The sequence below is a fragment of the Thalassobacillus sp. C254 genome (assembly GCF_001310615.1).
Genome location: NZ_BAXQ01000003.1, coordinates 75191 through 89724, shown reverse-complemented (window position 1 = coordinate 89724; position 14534 = coordinate 75191). Strand labels below are relative to the sequence as shown.

Below are 14534 nucleotides of genomic sequence, written 5' to 3'. Positions count from 1 at the left end.
GATTGAGTGCTAACAGAGGTGATGAAGGGGATGTTGACGAAACGACAACTCTTTATTTTACAGGCAATTATAAATGACTATATACGATCTGCAGAACCCGTTGGTTCCCGGAGCATTTCAAAAAGGGAGGACGTTGGGTACAGTCCGGCTACCGTTAGAAATGAAATGGCAGACCTTGAAGAGCTTGGTTTTTTAGAAAAGCCACATAGCTCTTCAGGAAGGATTCCTTCCCATCAGGGATACAGGTATTATGTGGATCACCTCCTCATGCCGCATCATTTGTCTACTGAGGAATTAACGGATATTAAAGCACTTTTTGCTGAAAAGATTTTCGAAACAGAGCACGTTATTCAGCAGTCTGCACAAATTCTTTCAGAATTAACAAGCTACATTTCAATCGTCCTTGGCCCGGAAGTATTTGATACGAAGTTAAAGCATTTGCAGATTATTCCTTTAAGTGATGAAACTGCGATCGCCATTTTAGTGACAGATACGGGGCATGTGGAAAAGCATTCAGTGACACTTCCAGAGAGTCTGAACAATTCAGACCTTGAAAAGGTAGTTAACATTTTGAACGAACGGCTTCAAGGAGTTCCGTTGTTTCAGATGAAACAAAAGCTGATGCACGAGGTTGCAGATGTTCTGAAGAATAATGTAGACAACTATAAGAGTGTCCTTTCCTTTTTAGAAGGCTCCCTGCAGACAGGAAAGCCTGAGAAAGTTTTTTATGGCGGTAAAACCAACTTATTGGGACAGCTGAATTTAAGGATGTAGAAAAAGCACGTCTGCTCCTTGAGTTCCTGGAACAAGACGAGTCTGTAAATCGCTTGCTTCGCGCCTCGCATAATGGAATTACAGTGAAGATAGGCCAGGAAAATGATATTGCTGCATTTGAAGACTGCAGCATCATTACGGCCACTTATTCCATAGGGGGAAAGCCAGTGGGAACAGTTGGTATTCTCGGGCCTACAAGAATGGAATACCCGCGTGTTATTGGATTATTGGACCATTTGTCAAGAGACTTAACCAAAGTTCTTACTGACTTGTATCATAAAGGTCCTTAATGGTAATATTATCAATTGGTTATGGGAGAGTTCTCTCTCCCATTCCTTTATGAAAGACGCTTGTTTATTCAGAAAAATGATAGAGGTAAGCACAACAGGAGGTGAACCTAGTGGCCAAAGAAGAACAACAAAATGTCAATGAAGAAAAAGAGGAAGAGCAGCCATTAGAAGAAGCGGAGACTGCTGAAGATGGCTTTAAAGTAGATGATGCTGGTGAAGAAACTGAAGAACAGGAAGACAACCGCCTCATCCAGCTTGAAAATGAAGTAAATGAATGGAAGAACAAGACATTGCGTGTCCAGGCAGACCTTGAGAACTTCCGCAGAAGAGCTAAGGAAGAAAGAGAAACAGCAGCCAAATATAAGGCTCAAAGTTTAGTGGAATCTCTACTCCCTGCTCTTGATAATTTTGAAAGAGCTCTTCAAATTGAACCTGATGGAGAAGAAGCGAAATCTCTGCTTCAAGGGATGAACATGGTGTACAGCCAGCTCAAAGAAGCTCTTGAGAATGAAGGAGTAGAAGTTATCCAAACAGAGGGCCAACAGTTTGACCCTAACCTTCACCAGGCTGTAATGCAAGTAGAAGAAGCAGGGTTTGAAACAAATGAGATCGTGGAAGAATTACAAAAGGGTTATAAGCTCAAGGACCGTATTATCCGGCCTTCAATGGTTAAAGTGAATGCATAATTACATAGATGAAAATGGACAGGAGGAATAAAAATGAGTAAAGTAATTGGAATTGACTTAGGAACAACAAACTCATGTGTAGCAGTTATGGAGGGAGGAGAAGCGACAGTTATCCCGAACCCGGAAGGTAATCGAACAACTCCTTCTGTAGTGGCTTTCAAGGATGGGGAGCGTCAAGTAGGAGAAGTAGCAAAACGCCAGGCCATTACAAACCCAAATACAATCCAATCCATAAAGCGTCACATGGGCACAGGCTACAAAGTAGAAGCAGAAGGCAAGGAATATACTCCTCAGGAGATTTCTGCAATTATCCTTCAGAAGCTTAAAAACGACGCGGAGAGCTACCTTGGCGAAGAAGTAACAAAAGCAGTTATTACTGTACCGGCATATTTCAATGATTCTCAGCGCCAGGCAACAAAGGATGCAGGGAAAATTGCCGGACTTGAAGTAGAAAGAATTGTTAATGAACCGACAGCTGCTTCCTTGGCATACGGTCTTGATAAAGAAGAAGATCAGACCATTTTAGTTTATGATCTTGGCGGCGGAACATTTGACGTATCAGTTCTAGAGCTTGGCGATGGATTTTTCGAAGTTAAATCTACATCTGGTGATAACAAGCTGGGCGGAGATGACTTTGACCAAGTCATCATTGATCATCTAGTGGCTGAATTCAAAAAAGAAAACGGCATTGATCTTTCACAGGATAAAATGGCTATGCAGCGCTTAAAAGACGCAGCAGAAAAAGCGAAAAAAGACCTTTCCGGAGTGTCACAGACACAAATTTCATTGCCGTTTATTACTGCTGATTCAAGCGGTCCAAAACATTTAGAGCTTTCATTGACTCGTGCGAAGTTTGAAGAGCTTTCTTCCCACCTTGTTGAAAGAACAATGGGACCTACCCGCCGTGCGATGCAAGATGCAGGCTTAAGCGCATCTGAGATCGACAAAGTCATTTTAGTCGGTGGTTCCACTCGTATTCCGGCTGTACAAGAAGAAATTAAAAAGCTGACAGGAAAAGATGCACACAAAGGCGTAAACCCTGATGAAGTCGTTGCTCTTGGTGCTGCTGTGCAGGCAGGGGTGCTTTCCGGCGATGTAAAAGACGTGGTTCTTCTGGACGTAACTCCTTTATCTTTAGGAATTGAAACAATGGGTGGAGTAAATACAAAATTGATTGAAAGAAACACAACGATTCCAACAAGTAAATCTCAAGTATTCTCAACGGCTGCTGATAACCAGCCTTCCGTAGATATCCACGTTCTTCAAGGTGAGCGTGAAATGGCAGCGGATAACAAAACGTTAGGACGTTTTCAATTGACGGACATTCCTCCGGCTCCGCGGGGTGTGCCGCAAATTGAAGTAACATTTGATATTGACGCCAACGGTATTGTTAATGTCCGTGCCAAAGATTTAGGAACAAATAAAGAACAGTCTATCACGATCACTTCTTCTTCTGGCCTTTCTGATGAAGAAATCGAAAACATGGTCAAGGAAGCCGAAGAAAACGCTGAAGAAGATAAAAAGCGTAAAGAAGCAGTGGAAGTAAGAAATGAAGCGGACCAGCTTGTCTTCACTACTGAAAAAACATTGAAGGATCTTGGCGACAATGTAGAACAGGCTGAAATTGATAAAGCGGAAGCCGCAAAGGAAAAAGTTAAGACTGCTCTTGAAGGAGAAGACGTTGAAGCAATTAAATCTGCTAAAGATGAACTGCAAGAAGTAGTGCAGGAGCTGTCTACCAAGCTATATGAGCAAGCTGCTCAGCAAGCACAGCAAGCTCAAGGAGAGCCGGGAGCAGACGGAGCTCAGCAAGACGACAACGTAGTAGACGCAGATTACGAAGAGGTAAACGAAGACGATAAAAACAATAAATAATATCCTGGAAATAGAAAAAGTAAAAAAGTCAAAGTCAGGGTCTCTTGACTTTGACTTTTTTCAGGTATCATGACGCTTAGCTGACTCGAACACAAAAGGAGAACCTGACTGCCTGGAAGGTTGAATCCATAAAGCAGGTTGATTGGCTTTTTGTTTGGATGATATGATTAGCGTTATGGAATAGAATACGGGAGTGTTGAGGAATGAGTAAACGAGATTACTACGAAGTTCTAGGTGTCAGTAAGGAGGCATCTACTGATGAGGTGAAAAAAGCATATCGAAAGCTCGCCCGTAAATATCACCCGGATGTAAACAAAGAACCAGATGCGGAAGAAAAGTTCAAAGAGGTTAAGGAAGCTTATGATACGTTAAGCGATCCACAAAAGAAATCCAATTATGACCGTTTCGGCCATGCAGATCCTAACCAGGGGTTTGGAGGAGCTGGCGGAGCTGGAGACTTTGGCGGCTTTGGGGATATTTTCGATATGTTCTTTGGCGGTGGCGGAGGAAGACGAGATCCTAATGCACCACGCCAAGGAGCAGATTTGCAGTATACGATGACTATTGAATTTAAAGAAGCTGTATTTGGAAAAGAGACCGAGATAGAAATTCCAAGGGAAGAAGCATGTAATACATGTTCCGGCTCTGGAGCAAAGCCGGGAACCAAGCCAGAAACCTGTACAAAATGTGGCGGTGCCGGCCAGCTTAACATTGAACAGAATACACCGTTTGGCCGAGTCGTTAACCGAAGAGTATGTGACCAATGTGAAGGCACGGGCAAAACAATCAAGGACAAATGTAACACATGCGGAGGAGCAGGTAAGGTCCGCAGACGCAAGAAGATCAATATCCAGGTTCCGGCAGGCGTGGATCACGGCCAGCAAATCCGGGTAGCAGGTCAAGGAGAAGGCGGGAAAAATGGCGGTCCTTCCGGGGATCTTTATGTAGTTTTTAATGTCCGTCCCCATGAATTCTTTAAGCGTGACGGCGACGATATATACTGTGATATGCCTCTCACCTTCACCCAGGTAGCTTTGGGGGATGAAATTGAAGTGCCGACACTTCATGGAAGAGTCAAGCAGAAAATCCCTGCTGGCACGCAGTCCGGCGTACAGTTTAGGCTCCGGGGAAAAGGAGTGCCAAACGTTCACGGCCGCGGTTACGGGGATCAATTTGTGAAGGTACAGGTTGTTACTCCAAAGAAGCTTACAGAAAAGCAGAAGGAACTGCTTAGAGAGTTTTCTGAGATAAGCGGTGATGCACATGCCGATGAGCAAAATGATAATTTCTTCGCAAAAGTAAAAAGAGCTTTTCGGGGAGAGTAAAGGCTTTGTGATAGGGGAAGGTTGAGTTTTTATACGTTATTCCTTCGAGAAGAGCATTAGCCGAAGATCCCGAGGTGCTTTTTCCCTTAGAATGCTGGAGGCATAACCTTTAGTGGAAGGGAGCTTATTTTAACAAAAATCAACAACAAGACGTAAACAAAGCCTTCAAAAAAGAAAATGGAAAGCAAAGAAAAAAGCGGAACACTCTTTCTTTAACGTCATGCGTTTTAAGGGAGAGCCCGCATTTTTCTTTATTATAAAGCTGTGCTGAAATCCCCGGGACACTTTGCTTTTGGATCCTGGGCAAATATGGAGTTGATAATAATGAAATGGATAGAATGCAGTGTGCACACGACTCCACAAGCAATCGAGCCAGTATCAAGTATTTTAAATGATAGTGGAGCAAGTGGTGTTGTGATAGAGGATACTGCCGACTTAACAAAAAATGGGAGGGGCAGAAGATGAAATTTTTGCTCTTTCTCCTTCCAACTACCCCGCAGAAGGTGCAGTTCTGAAAGCATATTTTCCTTTACATGACAACCTGGAAGAGACAATAGAAGAGATCAAGTTGAAAATTAATGGGCTCCAGGAGTACGGGATAGATGCCGGAAGCAGCAAAATTGAATTGTCCGAAATTGATGAGGAAGATTGGGCCAATGAATGGAAAAAATACTATAAGCCAGTCAAAGTTACAGAGACGATCACTATTGTTCCTACATGGGAGAATTACACGCCTGATGCAAACGGACATATTATTGAGCTGGACCCTGGCATGGCCTTTGGCACAGGCACGCACGCCACTACAGTTCTCTGTTTGCAGGCATTGGAAAAAGAAGTGAAGAAAAACAATACGGTAGTTGATGTAGGAACCGGCTCCGGAGTCCTTAGCATAGCAGCAGCCAAGCTTGGTGCTTCGTCTGTCACAGCCCTTGACGTGGACGATATGGCAGTAAACATTGCACAGGAAAATGCTCAGGTGAATAAAGTAGACAGCATTGTATCTGCCAGACAGAATAATCTTCTTAAAACAATTGATGAACAGTACGATGTGGTCGTAGCAAATATCTTGGCAGAGATTATCATTCGCATGGTTGAGGATGCCCGAAAGGTTATTAAGCCGGGAGGGACCTTTATTACCTCAGGCATCATAGCTGCAAAGAAGGATGAAGTAAAAAACAAACTTGAGAGCAGCGGCTTTGAAATTAAAGAAACGCTTGAGCTTGAAGATTGGGTAGCTTTTATAGCTAAAACATCGTAAAATAAATTCGGCAATAATCGTCAATATGTGGAGGATGGCATGCAAAGATACTTCGTGAATAAAGAAGCCGTTTCAGATGGTGTTGTCACTATAACCGGTGAGGATGTTAAGCATATTTCAAAGGTTATGCGCATGGAGCCTGGCGATCAGATTATCTGCAATGATAATGACGGTTTTTCAGCAAGGTGTGAGCTTGATGAGCTGTCCAAAGAAAAAGTGACAGCAAAGGTCTTAGAGCAGCTGAATGAAAACCATGAACTTCCAGTCAACGTGCATATCGCTTATGGATTATCCAAGGGAGATAAGGTAGAGGCGGTCGTCCAAAAAGGGACGGAGCTGGGTGCTTCCTGTTTTTACCCCTTTGCTGCTCAGCGTTCTGTGGTAAAATGGGATGATAAAAAAGAACCAAAAAAGCTGGAACGCCTTGAAAAGATAGCAAAAGAGGCAGCAGAACAATCTCATCGAGACTATATGCCTGTAGTAAAAGGCCACCATACATTCAAGGAGATTATAGAAACAGGGAAGCAGTTTGCCCACAAGCTTCTTGTTTATGAAGAGACTGCAAAAGCAGGAAAGCATCCTGTGCTGTTTCGCGCCCTTCAAGAAGTTAAACCAGGGGAGGCTTTATTTGTTATTATCGGTCCTGAAGGAGGAATTTCTCCCCAGGAAGCTGAGGAAGCTGAAAAAAACGGGTTTTTATCTGTCAGCCTGGGACCGAGAATTGTAAGAAGTGAAACGGCTCCATTATATATTTTATCAGCCATTTCGTATCATTTTGAAATATCGAGGTGAAGAAGATGCCAACTGTGGCTTTTCATACATTAGGATGTAAAGTAAATCACTATGAAACTGAGGCAATTTGGCAGTTGTTTAAAGAAGAAGGTTATGAGAAAGCGGAATTTGAAAAGCGGTCCGATGTCTACGTTATCAACACCTGTACGGTTACAAATACAGGAGATAAAAAAAGCCGTCAGGTGATCCGACGCGCCATACGCAGAAATCCTGAAGCTATTATTTGTGTGACAGGCTGCTATGCGCAGACATCACCGGCAGAAATAATGGATATTCCTGGTGTGGACATTGTAGTTGGAACTCAGGATCGGAAAAAAATGCTTTCTTATATAGAGGAATTCAAGAAAGAGCGTGAGCCGATCAATGGAGTAGGAAACATAATGAAAGCCCGCGTTTACGAAGAACTTGAAGTTCCTTCTTTCACAGACCGTACCAGGGCTTCCTTAAAGATTCAAGAAGGCTGTAATAACTTCTGTACATTCTGCATTATCCCATGGGCCAGAGGGCTGCTTCGTTCAAGAAACCCCGAAGATGTGCTAACACAGGCAAAACAGCTTGTGGAGGCCGGCTATAAGGAAATCGTCTTAACAGGTATCCATACTGGCGGGTACGGTGAAGATTTAAAAGAATACAATTTTGCTGATTTACTTCGGGAACTTGAAAAAGTGGAAGGGCTAAAAAGGATTCGTATTTCTTCCATTGAAGCAAGCCAGATTACTGACGAAGTAATCGAGGTAATTGATCAGTCCAATAAGATTGTAAATCACCTTCATATACCTCTTCAGTCAGGGTCTAACACTGTACTGAAAAGAATGCGTCGTAAGTACACGATGGAATTTTTCGGGGAAAGGTTAAACCGACTGAAAGAAGTGCTTCCGGACCTTGCAGTAACGAGTGATGTTATTGTCGGCTTTCCAGGAGAAACAGAAGAAGAATTTCAGGAGACATACGATTTTATTTCAACCCATAAGTTTTCAGAACTCCATGTGTTTCCATATTCAAAGCGGACAGGAACACCAGCAGCAAGAATGGACGATCAAGTTGATGAGGAAATCAAAAACACCCGTGTCCATCGCTTGATTGAGCTGTCTAATCAACTCGCGAAAGAGTACGCTTCAGGTTTTGAAGGGGAAGTGCTGGAGGTCATCCCGGAAGAAAGGGACAAAGAACATCCAGAAAGCGGCCTTTTGACAGGGTACAGCGATAATTATATGAAGGTGAAGTTTGCAGGCACTGAAGATATGATCGGGAAGCTCGTCAAGGTGAAAATTGTCAAAGCAGGCTACCCATATAATGAAGGTGAATTTGTCAGGGTATTGAGTGAAGTTTCTCCTGAAACGATTTCCGGCTAAAGCACACTTTTGTATGAAAGAGCGTCATCAATCAGGTAGAGACAACATCTATCACTTATAGAAGGAAAGATCTATTATAATAATATAAGACGGTGCTGCACCCCAAGTGTTAGATTTAATTAACCTAACATTTGGGGTGTTTGTCTTTGACAAAGGGTATGTATGTACTCATCAAAACAAAATCTTTGAAAACAATCAGACAGTCTGTAAGCCTTGGTACGACGTTTTTTCTTTCATGGAAAATATGATAGGGTAATGAAGTACATAACAAGATACAATGCAGATTCAGAAAGGGTGAAAAATATGGCTATAAACGTAGCAGCATGATAGACCATACACTGTTAAAACCAGAAACCACTAAAGAACAAGTGATTGACCTTGCAAAAGAGGCAAAGGAGCACAAGTTTGCTTCTGTATGTGTGAATCCTGCCATGGTAGAAACAGCTTATGAGATATTAAAAGGAACAGAGGTGAAAGTTTGTACGGTGATAGGATTTCCTTTAGGCGCTTCGACCCCAGAAACGAAAGCATTTGAAACGGAGGATGCCATTAAAAGAGGTGCTGAGGAAGTAGATATGGTAATCAACATAGGAGCTTTAAAAGCGAGGGAAGATGAAACGGTAAAAAAAGACATACTTGCGGTTGTAGAGGCCGCCAAAGGAAAAGCTCTTACCAAGGTCATCATTGAAACAGTGCTGTTAACGGATGAGGAGAAGACAAGAGCCTGCAGACTTGCTGTTGAAGCAGGAGCTGATTTTGTTAAGACCTCTACAGGATTTGCCGGGGGCGGTGCTACCGTAGCCGATGTCAAGGTAATGAAAGAAGCAGTAGGAAACAAAGCAAAAGTAAAAGCAAGCGGAGGAGTGAAAAATTACGAGTCAGCTCTTGAAATGGCAGAAGCAGGTGCTGACAGAATCGGGACAAGTTCTGGAGTGGCTATCGTGACCAATACGACTGGGGACAGCAAAGACTATTAACGATACCTCCTATATGTTTGAGTACTCGCAGGTGCGAGTACTCAAACAAACTGTGAGCCCAGTAAGTTAAAGGTGTTTAAACACTCCTTTATGAAAGAATTCTATAAGCTGGGCAATTCTGTAGGCAAAAGGGAGAAACAGCATAGAAGTCAGTACGTTAAACAGTGTAGCAGCATGAGCGAGCTGTACAGAAGGATCTGGGCTTAAATAGGTTACAATAGTGGTAAAGGGCTGAAGAATCGGAATAAAAACCAATACACCAGCTATGTTAATCCAAAGATGTGCAAGAGCTGTTAATTTCGCTTCCTTTGACGAAAGTATGGTTGCTAAAAGAGCGGTCATGCATGTGCCAATGTTAGCGCCGAGCATAACCGTAATACGCGTGTCCAGCGTTAGCCATTCAGAACCAAGGGCTGTCATCATGAGCGCTGTAGAAGCTGTACTTGATTGAATAATGGCAGACAAACTGCTTCCTGCTGCCAGAGCCATAGCAAATGGTCATTTGCCTGAGAGAGAAGATCCGTAAAATAGGGCATAGTGGAAACAATAGGCCCTATATTTTTTAAGCTGTGCATGGCAACAAAAACGCAGCCTAAACCAAACAATACAGTACCAAGATGAAAGGTTTTGTCTGAAGGCATTATGAGCAAAACAGCTGCAGCCAGCAAAAGCATCCAGCCCATCTCCTCAACTGAAAAGGCGAGCATCTCCAGGGTGAGGCATGTACCGATATTTGAACCAAGAATAATGCCGATAGACTGACGAAAAGTTAGAATTTTCGCTGAAACAAGACCAACAGTCATGACAATCACTGCGGAACTGCTTTGCAGGATCCCAGTGACAGCAGTTCCTAAAATAAGCCTGATAAAGGAGAGGAGACCCCTTTTTGCAGCAGTTTTTCTATTTTGTTTTTTGCTGCATTATTTAATCCTGTACGCAAAAGAGCAATACCAAATAGGAAAATTCCTATATAAACAAATAGTGTCGTCACCCAATCAAACATGAGATCCTCCCTTCCTTTTCATTTTTATGATAGGAAAAGGCTTGTCATGCTTGGTGAATCAGTATAAAATAATACAGTCTGCTTCTGAAATAAATAGTAGACACATGATTGCATTTTATATCATTTTGTTTTATACTTTGATAAACTATCCAATCACATTTTAGTGGTATTTCTGCTAAAAAAACTCTTTAGAGTTTATTGGTGGTATTGGTTGTCCGGAGGGAGGGAATCAAATGGCTGAGACCCGTGTTCGCAAGAATGAGTCCATTGACGCCGCTCTTCGTCGCTTTAAAAAGACGGTTTCTAAAGAAGGCACAATGGGTGAAGTTCGTAAACGCAAGCATTATGAAAAGCCTAGTGTTAAGCGTAAGAAAAAATCTGAAGCGGCTAGAAAGCGTAAGTTTTAAGAGAGGTGCTAATCATTGGAACTCATGGAACGCTTGAATGAAGATATGAAATCTGCCATGAAGGCTAAGGAAAAGAAACGGCTTTCTGTAATTCGCGGAGTCAAATCTTCTTTGCAAAATGAAAAAATCAAGTTAGGCAAAGAACTTAGTGAAGAGGATGCTCTTTCAGTTTTGAACCGTGAAGTGAAACAACGGAAAGATTCCCTCCATGAGTTTGAAAAAGCAGGAAGAAATGATTTAGCAGATGAAGCGAAACTCGAGATTGAAATTCTGTCTGACTATTTACCTGAACAGCTCTCTGATGAGGAGCTGGAAACGGTCATCAAGGAAACAATTGATGAAGTAGGTGCCAGCACCAAAGCCGATATGGGAAAGGTCATGGGAGCCATCATGCCGAAAGTAAAAGGCAAAGCAGATGGCGGCAAAGTAAATCAACTCGTGCAGAAGCAGTTATCTTAAAATAAAATAAAAAGGCATCTCCACCATGGAGGTGCCTTTTTTTAAAGATGAAGTATCATTTGCTATATTGAAAAGATAGGATTCCGATGCCTTCACATCCTCGTTTTCTGTTTTATGAATTTATTTTCATCTAAAGTCACATACTTCCTTTGTTCATACCCAAATCGATAATAAAGTGAAACGATATCTGCTGTCAGCCGTAGAGACACTAAAATGCCTTACTAGTTTCTTGTGAACAGGCTACGTTCATGATTAAATTATAGTAAGGTTAATAAGAGTCATAACACAACTTTGTGATGGCGATAAAGCGAGGGGAAAATATGTTTAAAATGCTTCGTTTGTTTATATATCTCCTTCTTATTGCGACTGCACTCTTTTACCCGGCGGCAAGCTTATGGGCAGAAGACGAGGAGCAAAATGAGGAAGGGCCAATTGTTTATTTTATTCCAGTAGAGCAGACTGTTGAACGAGGATTAGAAGCTTTCTTACAACGGTCCATTGCAGATGCAGAAGAAGAAGGGGCAGAATTCATCGTACTTGAAATCGACACTCCTGGCGGGGCCGTTGATGCCGCAGGAAATATTGCTAATCTCCTTCAAGGGACAGATACTCCCCTCATTGCTTTTGTTACAGGCGAAGCAATGTCAGCCGGAGCTTATATTTCGTTGAATGCTGATCATATAGTCATGAGTCCAGGTTCCAGAATGGGCGCTGCCCAGGTTATAGACGGAACCGGCAACGCTGCTGATGATAAGGCTCAGTCTGCCTGGGTAGCCAACATGATTAGTGCAGCTGAGTTGAACGACAGAGATCCTCTTTATGCACAAGCGATGGCCGATCCCCGTGTAGATCTTCCTGATTACAGAGCACCGGAAGGGGATTTACTGAGTCTCACTGCTTCGGAAGCATTGGAGGTAGGGTATGCTGAAGCTGTAGCTTCCAATCGTGAAGAGGTAGTTGAATGGATGGGCATCGAAGACGTTGTGGCAAAAGAAATGGACGTATCTTTTTCTGAACAGCTGGCCCGGTTTGTAACCCATCCAGTTGTTATCCCTATTTTACTATCCATGGGAAGCTTAGGCTCATACTGGAGCTATACTCCCCCGGCTTTGGAATACCTGGAATTATGGGTATATCCGCGCTTCTCTTGTTCTTTTTCGGCCATATGTTTGCAGGGTTTGCCGGAATGGAAACCTTTATTCTTTTTGGGGCGGGAATCATTTTGATGCTCATTGAAATATTTGTGCCCGGATTTGGGATATTTGGAATCCTTGGTATTGCTTCAATGATTGGTGGAATGATCCTTGCTTCGTTCTCCACATTCAACATACTTGTTTCTATCTTGATTGCAGTAGCAGTGGCAGCTATAGCAGCTATAGTGCTCTTTAAGTTTTTTGGTCAAAGAGGGCCAATGAAAAAAATGGTTTTACATGATTCTACGACTACGGAAGAAGGCTATATTTCAAGTGTTACAAGAGAAGAGCTGATCAATCAGACAGGAAGAACGTTAACTCCATTAAGGCCGTCAGGTTCTGTAGTAATGAACAATGAACGCCTTGACGTTGTCTCGGAAGGAGGATATATTGAACAGGGCAGGAAAGTTAAGGTAGTCGCCACTTCGGGTTCACGTGTTGTGGTAAGAGAGTTGAAAGACGAGGAATAAATTGTATTTTTAGTTGGGAGGAAAGAAAATGCCAGTAGAGTTATCATTATTAATCGTAGTGGCTCTTGTCATCATTGCATTAGCCGTTCTATTTACGTTCGTGCCAGTAATGCTTTGGATCTCGGCACTTGCAGCCGGCGTAAAAATCGGTATTTTTCAATTAGTAGGAATGAGGCTCCGCCGGGTCATCCCTGCGCGAGTGGTTAACCCGCTGATCAAGGCAGAAAAAGCAGGGCTGAAGATTACCCTGAACAAATTAGAAGGTCATTACCTGGCTGGGGGTAACGTGGATCGGGTGGTCAATGCGTTAATTGCTGCACAAAGAGCAAACATTGAACTGACTTTTGAGCGTTGTGCAGCCATCGATCTTGCTGGAAGAGATGTTCTTGAAGCCGTTCAAATGAGTGTTAACCCTAAAGTAATTGAAACACCTTTTATTGCCGGTGTGGCAATGGATGGAATTGAAGTGAAAGCTAAGGCGCGTATCACTGTGCGTGCGAACATAGACCGTCTTGTCGGTGGTGCTGGTGAAGAAACAATTATTGCAAGGGTCGGGGAAGGGATCGTTTCCACGATTGGTTCCTCAGAGGCACATAAAGATGTATTAGAAAACCCAGATCGGATCTCACAAACAGTATTGTCTAAAGGGTTGGATTCTGGGACAGCTTTTGAAATTCTCTCCATTGATATCGCAGACATTGATATCGGCAAAAATATCGGAGCTGAATTGCAGACTGACCAAGCAGAAGCAGATAAGAAAATTGCTCAAGCGAAGGCCGAAGAGCGTCGTGCAATGGCGGTAGCTCATGAGCAGGAAATGAAAGCCCGCGTTGAAGAAATGCGTGCAAAAGTTGTGGAAGCTGAAGCAGAGGTACCTCTTGCTATGGCGGAAGCGCTTCGATCCGGTAACCTTGGCGTAATGGATTATATGAATATCCAAAATGTCATGGCCGATACTGACATGAGAGAAAATATCGGTAAAGCAACTGGAGAAGATGATAATAACTCATCTTCCGGCGATTCTAATAGCGGAAACCGCCGTTACTAAGTTGGGCAGCACCTTCTGAAAGGGAAATGAGGTGAGGATATGGAAGCGATCATAGAGTTTATTTTTGCAAACCTCTTTATTATTCTCTTAATTGTCGGGGGAATCATCAGCATGATCTCCAGGCAGGGCGGAGGGAACCAACAAAGAGGACAAGGGCAGGGAGAGCAGCGCAAGCAGGGGGAAATAGATTGGAAAGAAATTTTCAAGCAGGAAGAAAATGACCCGGGCCGAGGACAGCCTTCTCCCCGTCCTACCCCCCCGGGCGGCTCTTCAGGTCCTCAGCAGGGCAGCCGAACGGCTGCTTCAGATCCTGAAGGCGTTGAGGAAGAGACCCGAAATGCTAAAAGTGAGTATGAACAGCGATTGGAAGAAATACAGCGTAGAAAGAAACAAGCAGAAGAAAAATAGGTGAGATTTCGGATTCTCCTATTTTCGGAAATGAACTTTCTTCCCCTTCTTCTCAAAAATCGAAGGTGGATCTTCAATTCAGCCGTATTTCCAAAAAAGAAGCTATGCAAGGCGTGATTTGGTCTGAGGTATTAGGGAAACCAAGGGCAAATCAGCCCCATCGAAGTGCATCTCTTTATAGACGCCAGAGAAGAAGCTAAGTCGAGTGACTTAGCTT

Annotated in this window: 13 protein-coding genes and 3 pseudogenes; 14 read left to right on the top strand and 2 right to left on the bottom strand. The window is 43.0% G+C overall.

Annotated features, from left to right (window positions below; all coding sequences use genetic code 11):
* Positions 1-30: 30 nt before the first annotated feature.
* From hrcA to deoC, 8 genes and pseudogenes are all read left to right on the top strand, one after another.
* Positions 31-1064 (top strand): annotated as a pseudogene (gene hrcA / locus JCM19033_RS04970) (heat-inducible transcriptional repressor HrcA).
* A gap of 110 nt (positions 1065-1174) precedes the next feature.
* Positions 1175-1750 carry a nucleotide exchange factor GrpE gene (grpE, locus tag JCM19033_RS04965; RefSeq protein ID WP_054635493.1) on the top strand — a complete coding sequence of 192 codons (576 nt, stop codon included), beginning with the start codon at positions 1175-1177 and terminating at the stop codon, positions 1748-1750.
* Between the two features lie 33 nt (positions 1751-1783).
* Positions 1784-3625, top strand: coding sequence for a molecular chaperone DnaK (gene dnaK / locus JCM19033_RS04960; protein WP_054635492.1), 1842 nt, complete (start codon positions 1784-1786; stop codon positions 3623-3625).
* A gap of 203 nt (positions 3626-3828) precedes the next feature.
* Positions 3829-4950 (top strand): molecular chaperone DnaJ, encoded by a 1122-nt coding sequence (gene dnaJ, locus JCM19033_RS04955; RefSeq protein WP_054635491.1) that lies wholly within the window; start codon positions 3829-3831, stop codon positions 4948-4950.
* A 324-nt stretch (positions 4951-5274) separates the two neighbouring features.
* Positions 5275-6208 (top strand): annotated as a pseudogene (gene prmA / locus JCM19033_RS04950) (50S ribosomal protein L11 methyltransferase).
* Between the two features lie 39 nt (positions 6209-6247).
* Positions 6248-7000: a 16S rRNA (uracil(1498)-N(3))-methyltransferase gene (locus JCM19033_RS04945; RefSeq protein ID WP_054635490.1), complete on the top strand. Its 753-nt coding sequence runs from the start codon at positions 6248-6250 to the stop codon at positions 6998-7000.
* Between the two features lie 5 nt (positions 7001-7005).
* A complete protein-coding gene (gene mtaB, locus JCM19033_RS04940; RefSeq protein WP_054635489.1) occupies positions 7006-8352 on the top strand; it encodes a tRNA (N(6)-L-threonylcarbamoyladenosine(37)-C(2))-methylthiotransferase MtaB in 1347 nt (448 codons plus the stop codon).
* A gap of 323 nt (positions 8353-8675) precedes the next feature.
* Positions 8676-9329 carry a deoxyribose-phosphate aldolase gene (gene deoC / locus JCM19033_RS04935; RefSeq protein ID WP_054635488.1) on the top strand — a complete coding sequence of 218 codons (654 nt, stop codon included), beginning with the start codon at positions 8676-8678 and terminating at the stop codon, positions 9327-9329.
* Between the two features lie 66 nt (positions 9330-9395).
* On the opposite strand, the pseudogene JCM19033_RS25065 reads toward deoC, so the two are convergent.
* Both JCM19033_RS25065 and JCM19033_RS23155 read right to left on the bottom strand, forming a co-directional pair.
* A pseudogene (locus JCM19033_RS25065) lies at positions 9396-10141 on the bottom strand (Na/Pi symporter).
* A 38-nt stretch (positions 10142-10179) separates the two neighbouring features.
* Positions 10180-10332 (bottom strand): hypothetical protein, encoded by a 153-nt coding sequence (locus tag JCM19033_RS23155; RefSeq protein WP_157049737.1) that lies wholly within the window; start codon positions 10330-10332, stop codon positions 10180-10182.
* Positions 10333-10565: 233 nt separating this feature from the next.
* Between JCM19033_RS23155 and rpsU the strand changes: the two genes are divergently transcribed.
* The 6 genes from rpsU to JCM19033_RS04900 all read left to right on the top strand — a co-directional run bounded on the left by rpsU (position 10566) and on the right by JCM19033_RS04900 (position 14317).
* The gene (gene rpsU, locus JCM19033_RS04920) at positions 10566-10739 is read left to right on the top strand and encodes a 30S ribosomal protein S21 (RefSeq protein WP_054635485.1); all 174 of its coding nucleotides are present in this window, start codon (positions 10566-10568) and stop codon (positions 10737-10739) included.
* A gap of 15 nt (positions 10740-10754) precedes the next feature.
* On the top strand, positions 10755-11198 hold the full coding sequence (locus JCM19033_RS04915; RefSeq protein ID WP_054635484.1) for a GatB/YqeY domain-containing protein: 444 nt from the start codon (positions 10755-10757) through the stop codon (positions 11196-11198).
* A 320-nt stretch (positions 11199-11518) separates the two neighbouring features.
* Positions 11519-12424, top strand: coding sequence for an ATP-dependent Clp protease proteolytic subunit (locus JCM19033_RS04910; RefSeq protein ID WP_306301228.1), 906 nt, complete (start codon positions 11519-11521; stop codon positions 12422-12424).
* Positions 12385-12861, top strand: a complete 477-nt coding sequence (locus JCM19033_RS27130) for an NfeD family protein (protein WP_306301227.1) — start codon at positions 12385-12387, stop codon at positions 12859-12861. The genes JCM19033_RS04910 and JCM19033_RS27130 overlap by 40 nt, the downstream gene beginning before the upstream one ends.
* 28 nt (positions 12862-12889) lie before the next feature.
* Positions 12890-13909 carry a flotillin-like protein FloA gene (gene floA / locus JCM19033_RS04905; RefSeq protein ID WP_054635483.1) on the top strand — a complete coding sequence of 340 codons (1020 nt, stop codon included), beginning with the start codon at positions 12890-12892 and terminating at the stop codon, positions 13907-13909.
* 39 nt (positions 13910-13948) lie between these two features.
* Entirely contained in the window at positions 13949-14317 is a 369-nt protein-coding gene (locus JCM19033_RS04900) for a hypothetical protein (protein WP_054635482.1), read from the top strand.
* Positions 14318-14534 lie beyond the last annotated feature (217 nt).